The organism is Agrococcus sp. UYP33 (assembly GCF_054060915.1).
Map to the genome: position 1 here is coordinate 169,901 of NZ_JBSSDR010000001.1, position 21,532 is coordinate 191,432.

At 74.5% G+C, this 21,532-nt stretch carries 17 protein-coding genes and 1 riboswitch; of the genes, 4 read left to right on the forward strand and 13 right to left on the reverse strand.

What is annotated here, in order from left to right:
• The first annotated feature begins 145 nt into the window (after window positions 1-145).
• Complete coding sequence (locus ACVWW9_RS00765) at window positions 146-970, forward strand: CPBP family intramembrane glutamic endopeptidase (RefSeq protein ID WP_456513996.1); 825 nt, start codon at window positions 146-148, stop codon at window positions 968-970.
• A gap of 3 nt (window positions 971-973) precedes the next feature.
• On the opposite strand, the gene ACVWW9_RS00770 is transcribed toward ACVWW9_RS00765, so the two are convergent.
• The 10 genes from ACVWW9_RS00770 to ACVWW9_RS00815 form a co-directional block, all read right to left on the reverse strand.
• On the reverse strand, window positions 974-2,776 hold the full coding sequence (locus ACVWW9_RS00770) for an ABC transporter substrate-binding protein (protein ID WP_456513997.1): 1,803 nt from the start codon (window positions 2,774-2,776) through the stop codon (window positions 974-976).
• On the reverse strand, window positions 2,776-5,634 hold the full coding sequence (gene gcvP, locus ACVWW9_RS00775) for an aminomethyl-transferring glycine dehydrogenase (protein WP_456513998.1): 2,859 nt from the start codon (window positions 5,632-5,634) through the stop codon (window positions 2,776-2,778). The genes ACVWW9_RS00770 and gcvP overlap by 1 nt, the downstream gene beginning before the upstream one ends.
• A complete protein-coding gene (gcvH, locus tag ACVWW9_RS00780) occupies window positions 5,634-5,993 on the reverse strand; it encodes a glycine cleavage system protein GcvH (protein ID WP_123695845.1) in 360 nt (119 codons plus the stop codon). The genes gcvP and gcvH overlap by 1 nt, the downstream gene beginning before the upstream one ends.
• Entirely contained in the window at window positions 5,990-7,135 is a 1,146-nt protein-coding gene (gcvT, locus tag ACVWW9_RS00785) for a glycine cleavage system aminomethyltransferase GcvT (protein WP_456513999.1), read from the reverse strand. The genes gcvH and gcvT overlap by 4 nt, the downstream gene beginning before the upstream one ends.
• A gap of 65 nt (window positions 7,136-7,200) precedes the next feature.
• Window positions 7,201-7,287: riboswitch (glycine riboswitch) on the reverse strand.
• A gap of 32 nt (window positions 7,288-7,319) precedes the next feature.
• Window positions 7,320-7,700: a monovalent cation/H(+) antiporter subunit G gene (gene mnhG / locus ACVWW9_RS00790; RefSeq protein ID WP_456514000.1), complete on the reverse strand. Its 381-nt coding sequence runs from the start codon at window positions 7,698-7,700 to the stop codon at window positions 7,320-7,322.
• Window positions 7,697-7,996 (reverse strand): monovalent cation/H+ antiporter complex subunit F, encoded by a 300-nt coding sequence (locus ACVWW9_RS00795; protein ID WP_456514001.1) that lies wholly within the window; start codon window positions 7,994-7,996, stop codon window positions 7,697-7,699. The genes mnhG and ACVWW9_RS00795 overlap by 4 nt, the downstream gene beginning before the upstream one ends.
• Window positions 7,996-8,568, reverse strand: a complete 573-nt coding sequence (locus ACVWW9_RS00800) for a Na+/H+ antiporter subunit E (protein WP_456514002.1) — start codon at window positions 8,566-8,568, stop codon at window positions 7,996-7,998. The genes ACVWW9_RS00795 and ACVWW9_RS00800 overlap by 1 nt, the downstream gene beginning before the upstream one ends.
• A complete protein-coding gene (locus ACVWW9_RS00805; RefSeq protein ID WP_354259686.1) occupies window positions 8,565-10,073 on the reverse strand; it encodes a Na+/H+ antiporter subunit D in 1,509 nt (502 codons plus the stop codon). Before ACVWW9_RS00805 ends, ACVWW9_RS00800 begins: the two co-directional genes overlap by 4 nt.
• The gene (locus ACVWW9_RS00810; protein ID WP_456514003.1) at window positions 10,073-10,561 is read right to left on the reverse strand and encodes a Na(+)/H(+) antiporter subunit C; all 489 of its coding nucleotides are present in this window, start codon (window positions 10,559-10,561) and stop codon (window positions 10,073-10,075) included. Before ACVWW9_RS00810 ends, ACVWW9_RS00805 begins: the two co-directional genes overlap by 1 nt.
• Entirely contained in the window at window positions 10,558-13,401 is a 2,844-nt protein-coding gene (locus ACVWW9_RS00815) for a Na+/H+ antiporter subunit A (protein WP_456514004.1), read from the reverse strand. Before ACVWW9_RS00815 ends, ACVWW9_RS00810 begins: the two co-directional genes overlap by 4 nt.
• Before the next feature lie 100 nt (window positions 13,402-13,501).
• Here ACVWW9_RS00815 and ACVWW9_RS00820 point away from each other — a divergent pair, with 100 nt between their 5' ends.
• The 3 genes from ACVWW9_RS00820 to ACVWW9_RS00830 are packed head-to-tail and all read left to right on the forward strand — an operon-like array spanning window position 13,502 to window position 18,784.
• Entirely contained in the window at window positions 13,502-14,656 is a 1,155-nt protein-coding gene (locus tag ACVWW9_RS00820; RefSeq protein ID WP_456514005.1) for an exonuclease SbcCD subunit D, read from the forward strand.
• Complete coding sequence (locus ACVWW9_RS00825; protein WP_456514006.1) at window positions 14,653-17,640, forward strand: AAA family ATPase; 2,988 nt, start codon at window positions 14,653-14,655, stop codon at window positions 17,638-17,640. Before ACVWW9_RS00820 ends, ACVWW9_RS00825 begins: the two co-directional genes overlap by 4 nt.
• Before the next feature lie 10 nt (window positions 17,641-17,650).
• Window positions 17,651-18,784, forward strand: a complete 1,134-nt coding sequence (locus tag ACVWW9_RS00830) for an LOG family protein (RefSeq protein WP_456514007.1) — start codon at window positions 17,651-17,653, stop codon at window positions 18,782-18,784.
• On the opposite strand, the gene ACVWW9_RS00835 is transcribed toward ACVWW9_RS00830, so the two are convergent.
• The 3 genes from ACVWW9_RS00835 to ACVWW9_RS00845 all read right to left on the reverse strand — a co-directional run bounded on the left by ACVWW9_RS00835 (window position 18,773) and on the right by ACVWW9_RS00845 (window position 21,495).
• Window positions 18,773-19,468 (reverse strand): hypothetical protein, encoded by a 696-nt coding sequence (locus ACVWW9_RS00835; protein WP_456514008.1) that lies wholly within the window; start codon window positions 19,466-19,468, stop codon window positions 18,773-18,775. The genes ACVWW9_RS00830 and ACVWW9_RS00835 overlap by 12 nt on opposite strands.
• Window positions 19,469-19,486: 18 nt before the next feature.
• Window positions 19,487-20,995, reverse strand: coding sequence for an MDR family MFS transporter (locus ACVWW9_RS00840; RefSeq protein ID WP_456514009.1), 1,509 nt, complete (start codon window positions 20,993-20,995; stop codon window positions 19,487-19,489).
• Window positions 20,996-21,087: 92 nt separating this feature from the next.
• Window positions 21,088-21,495 (reverse strand): VOC family protein, encoded by a 408-nt coding sequence (locus ACVWW9_RS00845; RefSeq protein WP_456514010.1) that lies wholly within the window; start codon window positions 21,493-21,495, stop codon window positions 21,088-21,090.
• Window positions 21,496-21,532: the final 37 nt, after the last annotated feature.

The window sequence follows — 21,532 nt, forward strand, 5'->3', positions numbered from 1 at the left end:
GTGAGCGGGCGGCCACAAGAGCCGCCTTGCTCGTTGGATAGTCAGCAGTGTATGCACGCGGTTTCCAGCGGGCGCGCACGGCAACACGATCGTTACCAAGTTGGTGCCAATCCGTTCCACGGCCCGTACGACGTAGCGTTGGGGCGTGCATCCGCCCCTCGCCAGCCCCGTCCCGGCCGCCGCTCCCCCGCTCTCGCAGCGCCGCCTGGCGGTCGAGCTCGTCATCGTGCTGCTGCTGTCGCTCGGCGCGAGCGCGCTCTGGTCGGTGCTGCAGTTCGTCGACCTGAGCACCAGGGCGGCGCCGATCGGCGAGCAGCAGGTCGCGCTCAACCCGGCCAGGTCGGATCGCGCGTGGCTCGACCTCAGCTACCAGCTCACCGGCATCGCGCTCGACCTCGTGCCCGTGGCGCTCGTCTGCTGGCTGCTGTGGCGGAGCCGCAGGCCGCACCTCGGCGCCCTCGGCATCGACGCCGCGCGCCCGGTGCGCGACACGCTCTCCGGCGCGCTCCTCGTGCTCGTGATCGGCGTGCCCGGCATCGCCCTGTACGTCGTGGGCCGCCAGCTGGGGCTGACGGTGAGCGTCGTGCCGTCGCCGCTCGACGCCGAGTGGTTCACGGTGCCGGTGCTGCTGCTGTCGGCGCTGCGCGCGGGCCTCACCGAGGAGGTCATCGTGATCGGCTACGCCTTCGAGCGCCTCCGGCGGCTCGGGTGGGGCCCGGGCGCATCGGGCACCGCCCGCTGGGGCATGTGGCCGATCATCCTCGCCGCCGCGGCGCTGCGCGGCGTCTACCACCTCTACCAGGGCGTGCCCGCGCTGTTCGGCAACCTCGCGATGGGCGTGCTGTTCGGCTGGCTCTACGCGCGCACCGGCAGGCTCGTGCCGCTCGTCGTCGCGCACACCCTCATCGACGTCGCCGTCTTCGTCGGCTACCCGTGGGCGTTCGCGACCTTCCCGCAGCTCTTCGGCTAGCGCTCAGGGCTGCTCGACGCCCCACTCCCACGCGTTCCAGGTGAGGGATGCCTCGCCGGGCCGCGGGGCGATGCCCTGCACGCCCGGGGCGCTGATCGTCAGCTGCGCGGGCTCGACGAGCGGCAGCACGACCGCCGCGCCGACGAGCGACGCCTCGAGCTCGAGCAGCGTCTGCTCGAGCGCGTCCTGGTCTGCGGTCATGAGCGCCTCGTCGAGCAGCGCCTCGCGCGCCGGGTCGGTGCTCGCGGCGAGCCCGCCGTCGCGCCAGCGCTCGACGACGGCTGCCGCGTCCGCGGGCGCGGGCGCGAGCCGCAGCACCGCGTGCCAGTCATCCTGCGCGAGGCCCGCGGCGAGGTCGTCGGCGCCGCAGTCGCGCACGGCCCAGCCCGCGGTCGCGGCCTGCGCGGCGATCGCCGGCAGCGCGGCGGCGGCGAACGCATCCGCCCGGTCGTACCGCACGCACAGCTCGGTGCCGGCGGGGACGCCCACCGCGTCGCGCTCCGCGACCGCGCGCTCCTCGTCGGCGCCGCCGAACGCCTGCGGGAAGCCGGCGTCCTCGATCGCGTAGTCGTAGATGCGGGTGCCGGGGCGGAACAGCACCGAATCGACGCCCGTCGCCTCGGCGGCCGCCTCCCCGAGCGCCGCCTCGGCGACGCCCCGGCGGTCGATCGCGTGCAGGAACGAGCGGCGGGCGTCGGCCGGCTGGAGCGGGGTGCGGTCGGCGCGCAGCAGGAGCTCCCAGCGGGTGCCGTCGCCCGCGGTCAGGAGCGTCGCGTCCTCGCGGTCGAGGTCGCGGATGGCGTCGCGGTCGGCGTCCGTCGGCCGGATCGTGGCGACGTCGAGCTCGCCGGCCGTGAGGCCCGCGAGCGCCGCCGCGTCGTCGGCCGTCGCGGCGAGCGCGATGCGCTCGACCTGCGGCAGCTGCGCGCCGACGTACTCGCCGTTCGCGACGAGCTCGACGCGCCCGTCGCGCACCGACTCGAGGCGGTACGGGCCGCTCGAGATCCCCGTGGCGCCCGGCGCGCCGTCCGGCAGCGTCGCGGCGTCGACGGTCAGCTCGCTGCTCCAGGCCGCCGCGAGGGTCGACAGCACGAGCGGGTCCGCGCGGTCGATCGCGTCGAGCACGCGCTGCTTCGCCTCCATCGGGTCGCTGACGCCGAACACGCGCTCCCCCAGCACGTGCGCCGGCACGGCGACGTCGAGCGCGGTGCGCCAGTCGGGCACCGGCTGCGAGAAGCGCACGTCGATCGACCTGGCCCAGTCGTCGCGCACCGGCACCTCGGTGGCGTGCACGAGCCCGCCCGGCTCGGCGACGTCGAACCACACGGCCGCCTCCGGCAGCTCGATCGCGCCGTCGGCGCCCCGCAGGGCCTCGCTGTCGAGGTCGGGGGTCGAGAGCGCGTTCGACGCGGCGAGCCACGCGAGCATGAGGTCGGCCGCGTCGATCGGCGCGCCGTCCGACCATCGGATGCCCTCGGCGAGGTCGTAGCGCACGGTGAACGGGCTGTCGGCGACGGCGGTCGCGGTGCCGAAGGACGGGTCCTCGCGGACCTCCCCGTCGGCGTCGACCGTCGCGAACGCCGCCCGCGTCATGGCAGCGACGTCGAGGTTGCCGGGGGTGCGGCCGAGCGTCGACGCCGCGTTCGTCGACGTGAGCTCGCCCGACCAGGCGACCTCGACGCTCGAGCCCGCCTGCACGCGCGGCTCGACCTGCGGCCCGCACGCGGTGAGCGCGGTCGCCACGACCGCCGCGGCGGCGAGCGCGGCGGAGGCGCGACGGATCGCGCCGCGTGCGGGCGTCGGCATCAGGCGAAGGCCTCCACCGGCGGGCAGCTGCAGACGATGTTGCGATCGCCGTACGCCTGGTCGATGCGCGCGACCGGCGGCCAGTACTTGGCGTGCTCGACGCCGGCCACCGGGAACACGGCGTGCTCGCGCGAGTAGGGGCGATCCCACTCGCCGTGCACGATCGAGCCCGCGGTGTGGGGCGCGCGGCGCAGCGCGCTCTCGGCGAGCGGCACCTCCCCGCGGCCGACGGCGTCGGCCTCCGCCTTGATCGCGATCATCGCGTCGATGAAGCGGTCGATCTCGGCGAGGTCCTCCGATTCGGTCGGCTCGACCATGAGCGTGCCCGCCACCGGGAACGACATCGTCGGCGCGTGGAAGCCGTAGTCGACGAGGCGCTTCGCGACGTCGTCGTTCGAGACGCCGGTCGCCTCCTTGAGCGGGCGCAGGTCGAGGATCGCCTCGTGCGCGACCAGCCCATGCTCGCCGGTGTAGAGCACCGGGAAGTGCTCGCGCAGCCGCGCGGCGACGTAGTTGGCCGCGAGCACCGCGCTCGCCGTCGCCTTCGTGAGCCCGTCGAGCCCCATCATGCGCACGTACGCCCACGAGATCGGCAGGATCGACGCGGAGCCCCACGGCGCGGCCGAGATCGGGTTCTCGCCCACGAGCAGGCCGTCGACCGGCGCCGCCGCCTCGCGCGGGTCGCGCGGCAGGAACGGCGCGAGGTGCGCCTTCGCCGCGACCGGGCCGACGCCCGGGCCGCCGCCGCCGTGCGGGATGCAGAACGTCTTGTGCAGGTTGAGGTGCGAGACGTCGCCGCCCATGTCGCCGAACGTCGCGTGCCCGAGCAGGGCGTTGAGGTTGGCGCCGTCGATGTAGACCTGGCCGCCCGCCTCGTGGACGAGGTCGGTGATGCGCCGGATCTCGGACTCGTAGACGCCGTGCGTCGACGGGTAGGTGATCATGAGCGCCGCGAGGTCGCCCGCGTGCGCGCCGATCTTCGCCTCGAGGTCGGCCACGTCGACGTCGCCGTTGCCGCGCGTCGCGACCACCACGACCCGGCAGCCGGCGAGCACGGCCGAGGCCGCGTTCGTGCCGTGCGCCGAGGCGGGGATGAGCACGACGTCGCGGTGGTCGTCGCCGCGCGAGCGGTGGTAGCCGCGGATCGCCAGCAGGCCGGCGAGCTCGCCCTGGGCGCCGGCGTTCGGCTGCAGCGAGACGGTGTCGTAGCCGGTGATCGACGCGAGCCACTCCGCCAGCTCGTCGATGAGCGCGAGCGACCCCTCGGCGTCCTCGATCGGCCCGTACGGGTGCAGCTGCGAGAACTCGGGCCAGGTGATGGCCTCCATCTCGGCCGCCGCGTTGAGCTTCATCGTGCACGACCCGAGCGGGATCATGCCGCGGTCGAGCGCGTAGTCGCGGTCGGAGAGCCGCTTCGCGTAGCGCATGAGCTGCGTCTCGGAGCGGTGGGTGCGGAACACCTCGTGCTCCATGAACGGGGTCTCGCGCACGAGCGACGCGGGGATCGCGCGAGCGATCGCGGCGTCGCCGACCTCGGTCGCGGGCGCCTCGGAGACCTCGAGCGCCTCGGTGAGCACCCGGAACGCGCCCGGGTCGTCGATCCAGGTCTCGTCGAAGCTCACGTGGAGCGTGTCGTCGTCGATGCGGTGCACCAGGATGCCCGCGTCGCCCGCGGTCGTCTGCAGCTGCGCCGCCCGGCCGGCCACCCGGATCCGCACGGTGTCGAAGAAGGCGTCGTGCACGACCTCGACGCCCGCACCGCGCGCCGCCTGCGCGAAGCGGGTCGCGACGCCGTGGACGCCCTCGGCGATCGCGCGGATGCCGTCGGCGCCGTGGTAGACGCCGTACATCGAGGCCATCACGGCGAGCAGCACCTGCGCGGTGCAGATGTTGCTCGTCGCCTTCTCGCGGCGGATGTGCTGCTCGCGCGTCTGCAGCGTGAGCCGGTAGGCCGGGTAGCCGTCGGCGTCGACCGAGACGCCGACGAGGCGCCCGGGCAGCTGCCGGGTGAGCGAGTCGGCGACGGCCATGAAGCCCGCGTGCGGGCCGCCGAAGCCCATCGGCACGCCGAAGCGCTGCGACGAGCCGACCGCGATGCGCGCGCCCTGGTGGCCGGGCGCCTCGATGAGCGCGAGCGAGAGCAGGTCGGTGGCGGCGACGGGCACGCCGCCCATCCGCGTCGAGGCGGCGAAGATGCCGCTCGCATCCCAGACGTGCCCGGAGGCGCCCGGCAGCTGGGCGATGACGCCGAACGAGTCGGGCAGGTCGGCGGGGTCGGTCTCGGCGAGCGGCAGCTCGACGAGCTCGATGCCGGTCGCGTGCGCGCGGTGGCGCAGCAGCGCCTTCGACTGCGGCAGCAGGTCGGCGTCGACGACGAGCACCGACGACGACGACTTCGACGCGCGGCGCGCGAGCAGCATCGCCTCGACGACCGCGGTGCCCTCGTCGAGCATCGACGCGTTCGCGATGTCGAGGCCCGCGAGGTCGGCGACCATCGTCTGGAAGTTGAGGAGCGCCTCGAGGCGGCCCTGGCTGATCTCCGGCTGGTAGGGCGTGTAGGCCGTGTACCAGGACGGGTTCTCGAGGATGAGGCGCTTGATCGGCGGCGGCGTGATGGTGCCGTGGTAGCCGAGCCCGATGGCGCTGCGGCGCACGCGGTTGCGGCTCGCGATCGTGCGGAGCTCGGCGAGCGCCGCCGTCTCGGAGGCGGCCTCGCCGATGCCGGTGCCCTCGGAGCGGATGCCGGCGGGCACGGCCGCGTCCATGAGCGAGGCGAGCGAGTCGAAGCCGACCACCTCGAGCATGCGCTGCTGGTCGGCCGCATCGGTGCCGATGTGGCGCTCGACGAACGGGCGCATCAGTCGGTGAGCTCGCGGTAGGCGGCCTCGTCGAGCAGCGCGGGCTGCTCGCTGAAGCGCACCTTGACGAGCCAGCCGTCGCCCTCGGCGGCGGAGTTGACGAGCGTCGGGTCGCCCGCGACCTCGTCGTTGACCTCGACGACCTCGCCCGCGGCGGGTGCGATGAGCTCGCCGACCGACTTCGTCGACTCGATCTCGCCGATCGCCTCGCCGCTCGCGAAGCTGCGGCCGACGCCAGGGAGGTCGACGAAGACCACGTCGCCGAGCGCCGCCTGCGCGAACTCGGTGATGCCGATCGTCGCGACGTCGCCGTCGGTGCGGACCCACTCGTGGTCCGGGGTGTACTGGGTCTCGCTCATGCTCGGGCCTCTCGGGTGTAGAACGGCAGGTCGGTGGCGGCGGCGGGGAGCCGGGTGCCGCGCACGTCGACGGACAGGGAGTTGGAGGTCGCCGAGCCGGGCTCGACGAGGGCCATCGCGATGGGGTGGCCGAGGGTGGGCGACAGCGCGCCGCTCGTGACGGTGCCGACGACGCGATCGCCGTCGAGCACCGGGTAGCCGGCGCGCGGGGCGCGGCGGCCCTCGGCGGTGAGCCCGACGAGCACCGGGGCGTCCACCGCGGGGCCCGCCTCGACGGCGCTGCGGCCGACGAAGTCGCCCTTCGTCTTCAGCGCGACGACGCGGCCGAGGCCGACCTGCGCCGGGAGCGTGTCGAGCGAGAGCTCGTGGCCGTAGAGCGGCATGCCCGCCTCGAGCCGGAGGGTGTCGCGCGCGGCGAGCCCGCAGAGCGCGAGCCCGTGCGCCTCCCCGGCGAGCACGAGCGCGCGCCAGAGGTCCTCGGCCGCGTGCGCGGCGATGTACAGCTCGAAGCCGTCCTCGCCGGTGTAGCCGGTGCGGGCGAGCAGCACGTCCTCGCCCTCGAAGACCGCCGGCAGGCTGCGGTAGTAGCGCAGCTGCTCGATCGGCTCGGACTCGAGCCCGATGGCGCCGACGATGGCCGCGGCCGCGGGTCCCTGCACGGCGACGAGCGCCGTGTCGTCGGTCTCGTCGGCGATCGTCGCGTCGAAGCCGGCGACGCGCGCGGCGAGGGCGTCGAGCACCGCGGTGCGGTTCGACGCGTTCGCGACGACGAGGAACTCGCTCGCGCCGGTGCCTGTCCCAGCCGTGCGGTAGACGATCACGTCGTCGACGATGCCGCCCTGCTCGGCGAGCAGCAGCGAGTACTTCGCCTGCCACAGCTCGATCGCCGACAGCCGGCCGGCGAGCGCGTGGTCGAGGAACGCCGCGGACTCTGCGCCGCGCACCCGGATCTCGGCCATGTGGCTGAGGTCGAAGAGCCCGGCGCGCTCGCGCACCGCCTGGTGCTCCGCGAGGTCGGAGCCGTAGCGCACGGGCATCGCCCAGCCGGCGAAGTCGATGAGCTGCGCCCCGGCAGCCTCGTGCACGGCGAGCAGCGGGGTGCGCCCCGCCGCCTCGGATGGGGGTGTGCCGGTCGCGGTCATGAGTCCTCCTGCGTGGTCTGGACTCCCCCTCTGTCGCTGACCGTCGACGGTCTGCTCCAGAGTGGCCTTCCCGCGCGGTTCGAGGACCTGAGAGTTTGGCGGGGAGGCTTGCTCCTTCGGTGCCCCGTGAGGGGCTCTCCCGCGCGGGCGTGCAGCGGCCGGCTGTGCGTGTCTGCTCGCGATCCTATCGGGTCTGCTCGTCGCCGTCAGCCGGTTCGCCCGCGTCGGCCGGCTCGTCGCGATCGCGGTCGTCGACCACGAGGTCGGCGCGGTACTGGCCGGTGCGGTGCGCCGCCTTCGCCATCATCTGCGTCGCGACCGGCGCGGTGACGAGCTGGAGCCCCGCCGCGAGCACGAGCATCGCCGTCGCCGCGCCGTCGCGCAGCACGAGCGCGAGCCCGACGCACAGCAGCAGGAAGCCGAGCGTCTGCGGCTTCGACGCCGCGTGCATCCGGTTGAGCACGTCCGGCAGCCGCAGCAGGCCGATCGCGGCCGTGAGGCTCAGCGCCGCGCCGAGCAGGATCAGCACGGCGCCCACGACGTCGAGCACGCCCTCGACCGTCATGCGCCGCGCCCCCGGCGCTCGGGGCCGGAGCCCACGACGCCCTGCCTGCCGGCGATGAAGCGCGCCATCGAGACGGTCGCCGCGAAGGCCAGCAGCGAGAGCACGAGGATGACGGGGATCGTGTAGCCGTGGTGGTTGATCGCCGCCTCGACCGCGAGCGAGCCGGCGACGATCGCAATGAGCACGTCGGTCGCGACCACGCGGTCGCTCGGCGCCGGGCCGCGGACGATCCGCACGAGCGTGAACGCGGCGGCGGCGGCGAGCATGACGCCCGCGGCGATGAGCACGAGCTGCATCAGCGCTCCTCCTCGGTCTCTCGGGCTGGCTGGGTCTCCGGCGCGGGCAGGCGCAGCAGCGCGCGGTCCTCGGCGGTGCCGAACGCCCGCAGCACGGTCGCCTCGGTCGAGCGCACCTTGGCGCGGGCGTGCTCGATCGCGGCAGGGGTCGAGGCGTCGAACACGTGCAGGAGGACCCAGCCGGCGTCGGCGTCGACCGCGACCGAGCCCGGCACGAGCGAGGCGAGCTCCGCCGTGATCACGGTGATGAAGGGCGACTGGCTGCGCAGCGGCACGCGGATGATGGCGTTGCGCGTCGGCCGCCAGAACGCCAGCACCTTCGCCGCGACCTGGAAGCTCGAGACCACGAGGCCGCCGAGCGTGACGAGCACGAGCCTCGCGAACCCGATCGGCCGGAACGACTCGAGCTCCGGCACGTCGGGCAGCGGGAACACGATCTGGATGAGGAGCGCCACGAGCACGCCGAAGACGGCGGCGCCGAGCGTCAGCTCGCCCCACAGCATCATCCAGACGATGGCGAGGCCGACGGTCGCCACGATCGAGGCGCGGTAGCGGAGGGCGGGTCGCTTCACGGCTGCGCCTCCTCGACCGCTGCCTGGTAGGCGCCGGCGCGGATGTCGGCCGCCGCGCGCTCCGCGTAGGCGGTCAGCGGTCCGGCGAGCACCGTGAGGGCGACCGTGACGGCCACGAGCGCGGAGGCGGCCAGGATCCAGATGCGCGGCAGCACCCGGACCGACAGCACCCGCTCGTTGTCGGGCGCCTGGTCCTGCCAGAACGCCCGCTGCCACACGCGGATGACGGCGATGAGCGTGAGCAGGCTCGTCGCGACGCCCGCGACCACGGCGACCATCGCGAGCGGCGACCCGGTCTCGAGCGCGCCGTCGATGAGCGCGACCTTGCCGAGGAAGCCCGAGAACGGCGGGATGCCGCCCAGGTTGAGCGCCGGCACGAGGTAGAGCACCGCGAGCAGCGGCACCGACGCGAGCCCGCCCAGGCGCGCGAGGCTCGTGGAGCCGCCGACCCGCTCGATGAGCCCGACGACGATGAAGAGCGCCGTCTGCACGAGGATGTGGTGGACGATGTAGAAGATCGCGCCGGAGAGGCCCGCGGCGGTGCCGAGCGCGACGCCGAGCAGCATGTAGCCGATGTGGCTCACGAGCGTGAACGAGAGCAGTCGCTTGATCTCGCCCTGGGCCAGCGCGCCGAGGATGCCGAGCAGCATCGTCAGGATGGCCGCGACGAGCAGCAGGTCGGTGAGCGGGCTCTCGGGGAAGAGCAGCGTCTGCACGCGGATGATCGCGAACACGCCGACCTTCGTGAGCAGGCCGGCGAAGACCGCCGTGACGCTCGCGGGTGCCGTCGGGTAGGAGTCGGGCAGCCAGGCCTGGAGCGGGAAGACCGCGGCCTTGATGCCGAACACCACGAGCAGCAGCAGCTGGATGACGAGCTGGAGCCCCGGGTCGAGCGCCGCGAGCCGCTCTGGCAGCTGGGCGAAGCTCACGGTGCCGGTCGCGCCGTAGACGATCGAGATGGTGAGCAGGAAGAGCGTCGAGGAGACGACGCTCACGACCACGTAGGTCGACCCGGCGCGCACCCGCTCCTTCGTCGCGCCGAGCATGATGAGCACGTACGACGCGAACAGGAGCGTCTCGAAGCCGACGAAGAGGTTGAAGAGGTCGCCGGCGAGGAAGGCGTTGGAGACGCCGGCCGTCAGCACCAGGAACGTCGGGTGGAAGACCGACACCGGCGCGCCGTCGGCGCCGTCGGCGATGTCGCGGCGCGAGGGGAAGATGACCACGAGCGCGGTGACGACGCTCGACACGAGCACCATGAGCGCGGACAGCCGGTCGGCGACGAGCACGATGCCGGTGCCGTCGGGCCACGCGCCCACCCACAGCACGATGGGGCCGAGCGCGTCGGCCGCGAGGCACAGCACGAGCGCGAGCACGGCGTTGATGGCGAGCGTCGACGCGGAGACGACGCGCTGCCATGCCGGGTGGCGCGCGAGCGCGAGCGTGATGCCGGCCGCGAGCAGCGGGAGCAGGACCGGGACGGGGACGAGGTTCGCGAGGTCCATCAGCGCTCCGGCTCGGCAGCGTCGTTGCCGGCCGCGACGACGTCGTCGTCGTCGCGGACGAGCCTGCCGCCCGACTCCGTGTCGGTCGCAGTGCTCGAGTCGGGCTCGACGTAGGCCTCGCTCGAGAGGTCGGCCTGCGCGCGACGGCGGACGATGGTGTCCTCGACGTCGTCGGCGACCTCGTCGTGGCCCTGGAGCTGGAACGAGCGGTACGACATCGCGAGCAGCAGCGCGCCGGTCGCGAGCGAGATCACGATCGCGGTGAGCACGAGCGCCTGCGGCAGCGGATCGGCGATCTGCGCCTCCGGCTCCCCCACGATCGGCGCGAGGCCAGCGGGGCCCGACGCGACGAGGAACAGCAGGTTGATGCCGTTGCCCGCGAGCATCACGCCGGCGAGGATGCGCATGAGGCTGCGCTCGAGCAGCAGGTAGACGCCCGCGGCGATGAGCACGCCGCCCGCGACCGCGAGCACGAGCGAGGGCGTCATGCCTGCACCTCGCGGCCGGGGAGCGACCGGTCGGACCCGTACTCGGGCCGCGGCGCGACGTCCTGCTCGCCGTGGAGGTCGATGCCCGCGCCGAGCGAGCGGACGAAGTCGAGCATCGCGCCGATGATGATGAGCCAGACTCCTACGTCGAAGAACAGGGTCGTGACGAGCTTGACCTCGCCGATGAGCGGCAGCACGGCCTCGAGGGCGTAGGACTGCCCGATGCGGCCGCCGATGAGCACCGGCCAGACGACGCTCAGGACCGCGAGCGCCATGCCGGCGCCGAGCAGCTTGCCGGCGTCGAACGGCACCGCCTCGAGCAGCTCGTCGCGTCCTCCAGCCAGGTAGCGCACGGCGAGCGCGACGCCCGCGACGAGCCCGCCGATGAAGCCGCCGCCGGGCAGGTTGTGGCCGACCGCGAGGAAGTAGACGGAGGCGACCATCATCACGGGGAAGAGGAGGCGCGTCATCATCTCGAGAACGGGCGACGCGAGCTCCGCATCGGCGAACGCCCCGCGGAGCCACGTGCGGCGGCCCGGCCCTCCTGGCGTGGGTCGGAGCACGCCGCTGCCCGCGACCGGGCGGCGGACGAAGATGAGGCTCGCGACGCCGGTCGCCGCGGCGAGCACGACGGAGACCTCGCCGAGGGTGTCCCACACGCGGATGTCGACGAGCGTGACGTTGACGATGTTCTCGCCGAAGCCGAACGTGTAGGCGTACTCGTAGAACGCCTCCGAGATCGGCTGCGCCGTGCGCGACTGCAGCGCGACGATCGACGCCGCCGCCGCGATCGTGCCAACCATCGCGCCGAGGAGCGCGCGCAGCCACCGCGCCGCGCGCAGCGGCCGGTTCGTGAAGTACTTCGGCAGGCGGCGCAGCACGAGCACGAGGATGACGAGGAAGACGGTCTCGGCGAGCACCTGCGTGAGCGCGAGGTCGGGGGCGCCGTGCAGCAGGAACAGCAGCGCGACGCCGTAGCCGACGACCGAGACGAGCATGAACGCCTTGAGGCGCCCGCGCGTCGTGGTCGCGAGCACGGCGGCGACGATGATGATGCCCGCGGCGCCGATCTGGCCGACGGAGTCGTACAGCCGGATGTCGTCGCCGAGGCCGACCTGCAGGAGGAGCGCGGAGCCCGGGAGGGCGACGACGGCGAGCATGATCGTGGCGACGTGGAGCGGCAGCGAACCGGTCTGGATGCGGCTCGTGACCTCGACCGCGAGGCGGTCGAGCCCGCGCATGCTCGCGTGGTAACCGCGCTCGAACGGGTCGGCGCCGTGCGGCGGGCGGCGACGGCGGCCGAGCGCGAGGAACCCAGCGGTGCCCGCGAGCCACGCGAGCATCGAGGCGATGAGCGGGATCGTGACGCCGTGCCAGAGCGCGAGGTGCGGGGCGTCCTCTCCGGCGGGGACGAGCTCGACGTGCGGGTGGAGCAGGTCAGAGATCGGGTCGCCGGCGAAGCCGAGCGCGATGCCCGCGAGCGCGAGCACGACGGGCGCGACAACGAGCCACGGCGAGCGCCGCTTCGGCTCGGTGACGAGCTCGCCGAAGAACGTGCCGACCACGAACCGCAGCGAGTACGCGACCGTGAGCGCCGCGCCCACCGCGATGCCGACGAAGGCGACCCAGCCGAGCGCGGCGAGCTCGGCGCTGTCGGCGATCGCCGCGTCGAGCGCCGCCTCCTTGCCGAGGAAGCCGATCGCGGGCGGGATGCCGGCCATCGACGCGGCGGCGACGATCGCGGCGCCGGCGGCGAGCGGCATCCGGCGGGCGAGCCCGCCGAGCTCGCGCAGGTCGCGCGTGCCGGTCGCGCGGTCGACGGCGCCGACCACCATGAACAGGGCCGCCTTGAAGACGGCGTGCGCGGCGAGCAGCGTGAGCCCCGCCTGCATCGCCGAATGCGTGCCGATGCCGAGCACGGTGACGAGCAGGCCGAGCTGGCTCACCGTGCCGTGCGCGAGCAGCACCTTGATGTCGAGCTGCCGCATCGCGCGCACGGCGCCGAGCAGCATCGTCACGATGCCGAGGCTCACGAGGCCCCAGCGCCACCACGGCAGCTCGACGAACGCCGGCTCGAGCGCGGCGATGAGGAAGATGCCCGCCTTCACCATCGCGGCGGCGTGCAGGAACGCCGAGACGGGCGTCGGCGCCGCCATCGCGCCGGGCAGCCAGTACTGGAAGGGCACGATCGCCGACTTCGACAGCGCGCCGACGACCATGAGCGCCGCTGCCCACGCGGCCGTGGCCGTGCGCGGCGGGTCGGCGAGCGTCGCGGCGAGCGAGAACGTGCCCGTCTGCGACTCGAGCAGCATGATGCCGGTCAGCATCGCGAGCCCGCCGACGGTCGTGACGATGAGTGCCGTCTGCGCCGCGCGGCGGTTGCTCGACGAGCGGTGGTTGAGGCCGACGAGCAGGTAGGAGAAGACGGTCGTGAGCTCCCACCCGACCGTGAGCACGATGAGGTCGTCGGAGAGCACGAGCAGCAGCATCGACGCGGCGAAGCCGGTCAGGAGCCCCACCGTGCGCGGCGCGAGCTTGCGCGAGTCGAAGTACCACGCGCAGTAGACGAAGATGAGGCCGCCGACCGAGAGCACGACCATCGCGAGCAGCCACTGCAGCGCGCCGAGCCGGAGGTCGATCGCGATGCCGAGCGCAGGCATCCACTCGATGCGCTCCTGGAGCACGGCACCGGCCGAGACCGCGGGGCCCTGGATGCCGAACCAGACCGCGGCCGCGAGGCTCGCCGCTGCCGGCAGCAGGAAGACGAACCGGCCCATGCGACTGCTCAGGGCGCTCGAGACGACGCCGAGGACGGCGAGGATCGTCACAGTGAGCAGCACGTGGTGCAGTCCCTACTCGAGCGCGGGCAAGGGGCTCCTGCCAGTCTACCGGCGCGTGCCGCGCCAGGATGACGTCGGCGCCCGGCCCTACCGTGGTGGCATGCGGCTGCTCCACACCTCCGACTGGCACGTCGGGCGCACGTTCCACGGTGCGGACACCGTCGACGCGCTCCGCTCCGTGCTCGAGGAGCTCGCCGCGACCGTTCGCCGAGAGCGCATCGACGTCGTGCTCGTCGCGGGCGACGTCTACGACTCGGCGATGCCCGCCGGCCGGCACGTCGAGGCGCTCACGCGCGCGCTGCAGTCGATCCGCGACGCGGGCGCGCAGGTCGTGCTGTCGAGCGGCAATCACGACTCCCCCGCGCGGCTCGGTGCGAACGCCGGCTTCGCGCGCGCCGGCGGGCTGCACCTCAGCACCGCCGCGCTCGACCCCGGCTCGTGGCGCATCGAGCTCGCCGACGAGCACGGGCCCGTGCACGTCTTCGCCGTGCCGTACCTCGAGCCGGTCGTGCTGCGCGCCGCGCTGCCGGAGTCGGGCATCCGCACGCAGGCCGACGCGATGCGCTGGGCCATGGACGCGATCCGCGCCGATCTCGCCGCGCGGCCGGCCCGCGCCGTCGTGCTCGCGCACTGCTTCGCGGCGGGCGTCGCGGCCGACGACGACGACGCGCCCCGCGAGATCCGCGCCGGCGGCCTCGACGTCGTGCCGATCGCGACGTTCGACGGCGTCGACTACGCGGCGCTCGGCCACATCCACTCGCGCCAAGCGCTCTCCGAGGCGGTGCGCTACTCGGGCGCGCCGCTGCACTACTCCTTCCGCGAGCGCTCCCCCGAGCGCGGCGGATGGCTCGTCGAGCTCGGCGCGGAGGGCCTCGACGGCGTCTCGTGGATGGGCCTGCCGGTGCCGCGGCCGCTCACGCAGGTGCGCGGTGAGCTCGAGTCGCTGCTCGCCGACCCCGCGCACGACGGCACCGAGGACCACTGGGTGCGCGCAGTCCTCACCGACGCCGCGATGCCGCTCGATGCGATGCGCCGGCTGCAGCAGCGCTGGCCGCACTGCGCGCAGGTGGAGTGGGCGGGCGCCTCGGGCGGTGCGGATGCCGCCGGGGTGCGGGAGCGCCTGCAGCGGCGCAGCGACGCCGAGGTGGTCGAGGGGTTCCTCGAGCACGTGCGCGGCGAGGGTCCGAGCGATGCGGAGCGCGCGCTCGTGGCCGACGGCCTCGCGCGCGTCGCGGCCGCCGAGGCGGCCAGGTGAGGATCCTGCGGCTCGCGCTCGAGGCGTTCGGGCCGTTCCGCGATCGGTTCGAGGTGAACTTCGCCTCGTTCCAGGGCGACGGCGTCTACCTCATCGCGGGTCCGACGGGCGCCGGCAAGTCGACCGTGCTCGACGCCATCAGCTTCGCCCTCTACGGGTCGGCGCCGCGCTACGACGAGCGCGCGCACCTGCGGAGCGACCTCGCGGGGCCCGGGTCGCCGACCGTCGTCGAGCTCGACGTGCAGCTCGGCGACCGGGTGCTGCGGGTGCTGCGCTCGCCCGAGTACGAGCGGCCGAAGGCGCGCGGCACGGGCACGACCCGCGAGCCGGCGCGCGCGACGCTCCTCGAGCGGACGGCGGACGGCTGGGAGGCGATCGCCACCACGACGAGGGAGGTCGGGCACGAGGTCGGACGGCTCGTCGGCCTCACGAAGCAGGAGTTCCTGCAGGTCATCCTGCTCGCGCAGGGCGGCTTCGCCGAGTTCCTGCGCGCGACGAGCGACGAGCGGAAGGCGCTGCTGCTGCGGCTCTTCGGCACCGGCGACCTCGGCGGGCTGCGCGACCTGCTCGAGGCCGATCGCAAGGCGCTCGCCGCCGAGCGCGAGGCGCAGGAGGCCGTGCTCGCCGATCGCGGCCGCCGGGTGCGCGAGGCGGTCGCCGCGCTCGCAGCGGGCGACGATGCGGACGACGACGTGGACGACAGTCCCGACGACGGCGCCGTGACCGTCGAGGAGCTCGACGCGCTCGAGGCCGCGCTCGCCGAGTCGAGCGAGCGCGCGGCCGCGCTCGCCGCCGAGGCCGGGGACGCGGAGCGGCAGGCGCGCCACGCGCGCGACGCGGCGCGCGAGCGGCTCGCGCTGCTGCGGCGGCGCGACACCGCCCGCGATGCGCTCGAGGCCCTCGCGCTCGTCGGCGACGAGGTGGACGCGGCGCGCGCGCGGCTCGACGAGGCGGAGCGCGCGGCGGAGGCGCGGGGCGCGCTCGACCGGTGGGCCAGGGCCGACGCCGGCGTCGCCGCGGCGGACGCCGCGCTCGAGCTCGCGGCGGCCGAGCTGCCCGACGACGTCGAGGCGGCGCGGGAGGCGGTCGTCGTCGCGCACGACGCCGCCGGCGACGACGCCGCCGTCGCACAGGCCGCCGCGGAGCTCGAGCGCGCCATGCCGGGGCTCGCGGCGGCGACCGTCCGCGCGGCGACCGCCGCCGAGGCCGCGAGCGCGGCGCTCAGCGCAGCCCGCGCGGAGCGCGAGCTGCACCCGGCCGAGCGCGACCGGCTCGTCGCCGCCCGCGAGGCGGCGAGCACGGCCGCCGCCGGGGCCGATGCGGCCGAGGCCGCGGTGACCGCAGCGCAGGACCGGCTCGCCGCGGCCCGCGACGTCGCGTCGCTCGCCGTCGAGGTCGGCGCGGCGCGCACGCGCGCGACGACGGCGCTCGAGCTCGCGCGCAGCGAGACCGCGCACGCCGCCGCGCTGCAGGAGGCGCGCATCGCCGGCATCGCGGGAGAGCTCGCCGCCGGGCTGGCCGACGACGAGCCGTGCCCCGTGTGCGGCTCGACGACGCATCCGGCGCCCGCCGAGCCCTCCCCCGACGCCACGACACCCCAGGCTGTCGCGGCCGCGTGGGAGCGCGCCGAGGCTGCGGTCGCCGCCGCGCGCGAGGCCGACGCGGCGCTCGCCGAGGTCGACGCGCGCCGCGCCGCTCGCGCGGCGGTCGCGGGCGACGACGAGCGGGCGCTCGCCGCCGCGCTCGAGGCCGCCCGGGCCGAGCGCGCGCGCTGCCGCAGCGCGGCGGTCGAGCGCGCCCGGCTGCAGCGCGAGCTCGAGGCGCACGATGCCGCGACGGCGGCGCTCGACGAGCGCATCGTCGCGCTCGAGTCGGATGCCGCGCAGGCGCGCGAGCGCGCCGCGGCGGTCGCGGCGCGCGAGGCCGACGCCCGGGAGCGGCTCGACGAGGCGCTCGGCGGCGACGACGCCGCGACGCTCGTCGCCAGCTCGACCGCCCGGCGCGACGCGCTGCAGCGCTGGCTCGACGCGGAGGCCGGCCGCAGGGCGGCGCTCGCCGAGCACGCGGAGGCTGCGGCCGCCGGTGCCGCCGCGCTCGACGCGCACGGGTTCGCGACCCGCGAGGCGGCCGTCGAGGCGCGCCTCGAGGCGAGCGAGCGCGCGGCGATGCGTGCGCGAATCCGCGACCACGACGCGCAGGAGGCGAGCGCCCGCGGGGTGCTCGCGCAGCCGGAGCTCGCCGACCTCGGCGACGAGGCGCCGGAGCTCGAGCCGCTCGAGGCGGCGCTCGCCGAGGCGACCGGAGCGCAGCGCGCAGCGGCGCGCGCCGACGCGGAGGCCGATCAGCGCCGCAGGCTCGCGCTCGCCGACGCGTCGGCGGCGCGCGGCGCGCTCGCGGCGCTCGGCGAGGGCGCCGCGCACGCGATGGCGCTCCGCGCGCTCGCGGGCGCGCTGCGGGGCGAGAACCCCCGCAGGCAGGACATCGAGACCTACGTGCTCGCGACGCGCCTCGCGGCGATCGTCGACGCCGCGAACCTGCGGCTCGCCGGCATGACGGGCGGGCGCTTCTCGCTGCTGCACGACGAGTCGACCGCCTACCGCGGCAGGGCGAGCGGGCTCGGGCTGCTCGCGCTCGACGCCCACACCGGGAAGGCGCGCACGACCGAGTCGCTCTCGGGCGGCGAGACGTTCCTCGCCTCGCTCGCCCTCGCGCTCGGCCTCGCCGACGTCGTGCAGGCCGAGGCGGGCGGCGTCTCGCTCGAGACGCTCTTCGTCGACGAGGGCTTCGGCTCGCTCGACGCCGACACGCTCGAGCAGGCCATGGCGGTGCTCGACGACCTCCGCGCGGGCGGGAGGAGCGTCGGCGTCATCAGCCACGTGCAGCAGATGCAGGAGCGCATCCCCGCGCGCATCCGCGTCGTGCCGGTGCCGGGCGGCGGCAGCCGCATCGTGGTCGCCCAGGAGGCCCTGCCGGCCGCTGGGTAGGCTCCCGCGCATGCATGACTTGGACGAGCGGCCGCAGCACGGCCGCCGCATCGACATCGGCTCGCTCGAGGCCTTCGACCGGTTCGCGGCGCAGGCGGGATCGATGCGCGGCTGGCGCATCCAGGACGTCGACCTGCGCGAGCGCGCCGCCGAGCTCGAGCGGCTCGACGGCAGCGGCGCGCTGCTGCTGGGCGCCGACCTCCCCGCGGGCGCGAAGGAGCGCCTCGTCGGGCAGGGCGCGCTCGTCTTCGACGACGTCCCGGAGGTGCCGTTCAACGCCTACCGGTCGACGCTCTACACGCCCGACGACCTGGTCGCCGGCATCGACGACGGCTACCCGTCGAGCTTCGACGCGCGCGTCTACGCCTGGTCGCGCACGCGGCACCACGACATCGCGCACACCCTCGCCGCCGCGCTGCACGATCACTCGATCGACGACGCGCTCACCGAGTGGGTCCAGGGCAAGATCATCGTCGGGATCATGGGCGGCCACGCGCTGCGTCGGGACTCGCCGGAGTACCGGCAGGCGGCGCACCTGGCGCACGGCCTCGCGCGCGCCGGACGGGTGGTCGCGACCGGCGGCGGCCCCGGTGCGATGGAGGCTGGCAACCTCGGCGCGCGCGCCGTGCGCTGCTCGAGCGACGAGCTCGACGCGGCGATCGACGAGCTCGCCGCGGTGCCCTCGTTCCACGGCTCGATCCCGGAGTGGATCGACTCCGCGCGACGGGTGGCGGCGCGGGTCGGCGACGGCGTCTCGCTCGGCATCCCGACGTGGCACTACGGTCATGAGCCGCCCAACTCGTTCGCCACCTCGATCGCGAAGTACTTCCAGAACTCCGTGCGCGAGGACATCCTGCTGCGCGTCGCGAACGGCGGCGTCGTCGTGCTGCCGGGCGGCGGCGGCACGGTGCAGGAGATCTTCCAGGACGCGTGCGAGAACTCCTACGCCGAGGACGGCGCGTGGGCGCCGCTCGTGCTGCTCGGCACGCGGTTCTGGACCGAGACGCTGCCCGCGTGGCCGCTGCTGCAGTCGGTCATGCGCGACCGGCCGGGCGCGGTGGGCATCGCGTGCGTCGAGACCCCCGCGGATGCGGTCGCGGCGATCGCGGCGTTCGAGCCGGGAGCCCGGGCGTCAGGCCTCTAGCTCGCCCGCGATCCGCCGCTCGAGGTCGTCGGTCGTCGCCTCTGGGAGCGCGATGAGGCCGTCGAGCTCGCGGCGGGCCTGCTTGTAGGCGCTCTGCCGCTCGGCGGGGGTGGACGCCTCGCTCTCGGCGAGGGCCATGAGGCGCTGCGCGGACTGCAGGCGCCGTCGCTCCGGCTCGGAGAAGCCCGACTGCGCGCGGCGCTTCGCCTCGCGCACCGCCGCCTCGAAGGCGACCTCGTAGTCGCGCACCGCCTCGCGGTACCGCTCGAGCGCGCCGGGCGGTCGCAGAGCGGCTGGCGCGTCGGGGCGGAGCCCCTCTGCCACCCGGCGCGCCCGGTGGAACGTCTGCGTGAGCGGCTCGCGCATGTCGGTCACGAGGGGGTAGTCGATGAGCTTCGCGACGTCGAGCTCGAAGTCGAGCCAGCGCCGGTCGGTGTCGGCGTGGTCGCCCAGGATGCGCTCGATCTGCCGGTCGCGGTCGGCCAGGTCCGCCGCCGCGCTCGGCGGCGGCTGGACCGGCGCGACCGGGTGCACTGGCGCGCGGCGGACGCGCTCGAGCTCGATGCGATCGCGCCGCCGTCGCTCGTTGTACTTGGCGACGCCGCCGATCCAGCCGCCGACGATCGGGCCCACGATGAACGCGAGCCACCAGTAGCTGCCGGCGAACTCCAGGATCTCCCCCACCCCGGCACCGTATCCGGGTCAGTGCGCCGAGGGGGCCTCCGCGCCGGCGTGCTCGACGTGCTCGCGCTCGTCGGGCACGACGTCCGCGGGCTTCCGCAGCCACAGCGTCGCGATCACGCCGATCGTCCAGAGCGCCGCGGCGCCCATGAACGCGATCCGCGCGCCCTCGAGCAGCGCCTCGCCGTGGGCGACGCCGTCGGCGACGAGCTGCGCCTGGCGCGTCGCCATGATCGTGACGAACGTGGCGGTGCCGGCGGCGCCGGCGACCTGCTGCACGGTGCTGAGCACCGCGGAGCCGTGGCCGTAGAGGTGCTTCGGCAGCGCGCCGAGCGACACCGTGAAGAGCGGCGGGAACGTGAACGCGAAGCCGAGGCTCAGCGTCACCTGCATCGCGAGCACGAGGTACCACGGCGTCGAGATGTGGAGCTGCGTGTAGAGCACGAGCGCGGTCAGCACGATGAGCGCACCGGGGATGACGAGCGGGCGGGGACCCCAGCGGTCGTAGAGGTTGCCGACCACCGGGCCGAGGAGGCCGGTGAGCAGCGCGCCGGGCAGCGTGATGAGGCCGACCTGGATCGGCTCGAGGCCCATCGAGTCCTGCAGGATGAGCGGCAGCATGATGAGCGTGCCGAACATCGCGGCCATGGCGAGGCCCATCACCACGACGGCCGCGGTGAAGAGCGGGTGCCGGAACGTGCGCAGGTCGAGCAGTGCGTCGTCGGTGCGCTGCAGGCGGCGCTGGCGCAGGATGAAGAGGGTCAGCGCGACGACGCCGACGCCGAGCGCGGTCGGCAGCTGCCAGGCCGGCAGGTCGGCGGCGCCGATGAGCGACAGGCCGTAGACGAGCCCGCCGAAGCCGAAGCCGGCGAGCGGGATCGAGACGACGTCGAGGTGCGGGGGCTCCTGCGCCTCGCCGCGCTTGAGGCTCCGCGCGCCGACGAGCAGCATGATGAGCGCGAGCGGCGCAACGCCCAGGAAGATGAAGTGCCACGAGGCGACCTGCAGGATCGCGCCGGAGACGGTCGGTCCGAGGGCCGGGGCCACCGAGATCACGAGCGAGATGGTGCCCATGAAGGCGCCGCGACGGGCGGGCGGCACGAGCTGCATGACCGTGGTCATGAGCAGCGGGAAGACGACCGCCGTGCCGGAGGCCTGGATGACCCGGCCCAGCAGCAGCAGCGGGAACGACGAGGCGATGCCGGCGAGCACGGTGCCGAGCACGAACGCGCTCATGGCGGCGATGAAGAGCGTGCGCGTCGTGAAGCGCGCCATGAGCCAGCCCGTGATCGGGATGACGATCGCCATGGTGAGCAGGAACGCGGTGGTGAGCCACTGCGCCGCGCGCTCGTCGATGCCGAGCACCGGGTCGGCGACGAGCGTCGAGATCGCGACGTTCATCGCGGTCTCGTTGAGGATGACGACGAATGCCGACACCAGCAGGGTGGCGATGATGACGGCACCGCCGGGTGCCAGTCGTTCGGGTGCGGGGCGCGCGTCGGCGCGCGGGGACTGGGTGTCGATCTGCATGGGTTCCATCTCGCGAGTGATGCGTCAATCCAACGCAGACCCGGCGCGGGCATTCCCACGGGGGTCGCGCCGGTGCGTGGAGACCCTGCAGGTCAGGCCTGCGGCGCCTCCATGAAGAAGAAGTCGATGATGTGGCCGTCGGGATCGGTGAGCTGGCCGCCGTACATGCCCCACTCGCTGTCCTCGACCGGCTTCGAGAGCCTACCGCCTGCCGAGGCTCCGGCGGCGGCGAACGCGTCGACCTCCTCGCGGCTGCCCAGCAGCAGCGCGAGCAGGTTCTCGAGCGTGCCCTCGGGAGCGCGGCGCTGGTCGCCGACGAGGAACTCGTCGAACTTCGCGTGCTCGAGCAGCATGATCGCGACCTGCTCGGTCAGCACCATGCAGCTCGTCGTCTCGTCGCTGAACATCGGGTTCCGCTCGAACCCCAGCGCCTCGTAGAACGCGGTCGAGCGGGCGACGTCGGCCACCGCGTGGTTGGGGAACACCATCTGGACTGCCATGACCGCTCCTCGCGCGCAGGGTGGGGACGGCGCCCAC

What these genes read in the sequence shown, in the direction of transcription:
- ACVWW9_RS00770 (WP_456513997.1), bottom strand. Translation starts at nt 2,776, where the DNA reads ATGCCGACGCCCGCACGCGGCGCGATCCGTCGCGCCTCCGCCGCGCTC.
- gcvP (WP_456513998.1), bottom strand. Translation starts at nt 5,634, where the DNA reads ATGCGCCCGTTCGTCGAGCGCCACATCGGCACCGATGCGGCCGACCAG.
- gcvH (WP_123695845.1), bottom strand. Translation starts at nt 5,993, where the DNA reads ATGAGCGAGACCCAGTACACCCCGGACCACGAGTGGGTCCGCACCGAC.
- gcvT (WP_456513999.1), bottom strand. Translation starts at nt 7,135, where the DNA reads ATGACCGCGACCGGCACACCCCCATCCGAGGCGGCGGGGCGCACCCCG.
- mnhG (WP_456514000.1), bottom strand. Translation starts at nt 7,700, where the DNA reads ATGACGGTCGAGGGCGTGCTCGACGTCGTGGGCGCCGTGCTGATCCTG.
- ACVWW9_RS00795 (WP_456514001.1), bottom strand. Translation starts at nt 7,996, where the DNA reads ATGCAGCTCGTGCTCATCGCCGCGGGCGTCATGCTCGCCGCCGCCGCC.
- ACVWW9_RS00805 (WP_354259686.1), bottom strand. Translation starts at nt 10,073, where the DNA reads ATGGACCTCGCGAACCTCGTCCCCGTCCCGGTCCTGCTCCCGCTGCTC.
- ACVWW9_RS00810 (WP_456514003.1), bottom strand. Translation starts at nt 10,561, where the DNA reads ATGACGCCCTCGCTCGTGCTCGCGGTCGCGGGCGGCGTGCTCATCGCC.
- ACVWW9_RS00820 (WP_456514005.1), top strand. Translation starts at nt 13,502, where the DNA reads ATGCGGCTGCTCCACACCTCCGACTGGCACGTCGGGCGCACGTTCCAC.
- ACVWW9_RS00830 (WP_456514007.1), top strand. Translation starts at nt 17,651, where the DNA reads ATGCATGACTTGGACGAGCGGCCGCAGCACGGCCGCCGCATCGACATC.
- ACVWW9_RS00840 (WP_456514009.1), bottom strand. Translation starts at nt 20,995, where the DNA reads ATGCAGATCGACACCCAGTCCCCGCGCGCCGACGCGCGCCCCGCACCC.
- ACVWW9_RS00845 (WP_456514010.1), bottom strand. Translation starts at nt 21,495, where the DNA reads ATGGCAGTCCAGATGGTGTTCCCCAACCACGCGGTGGCCGACGTCGCC.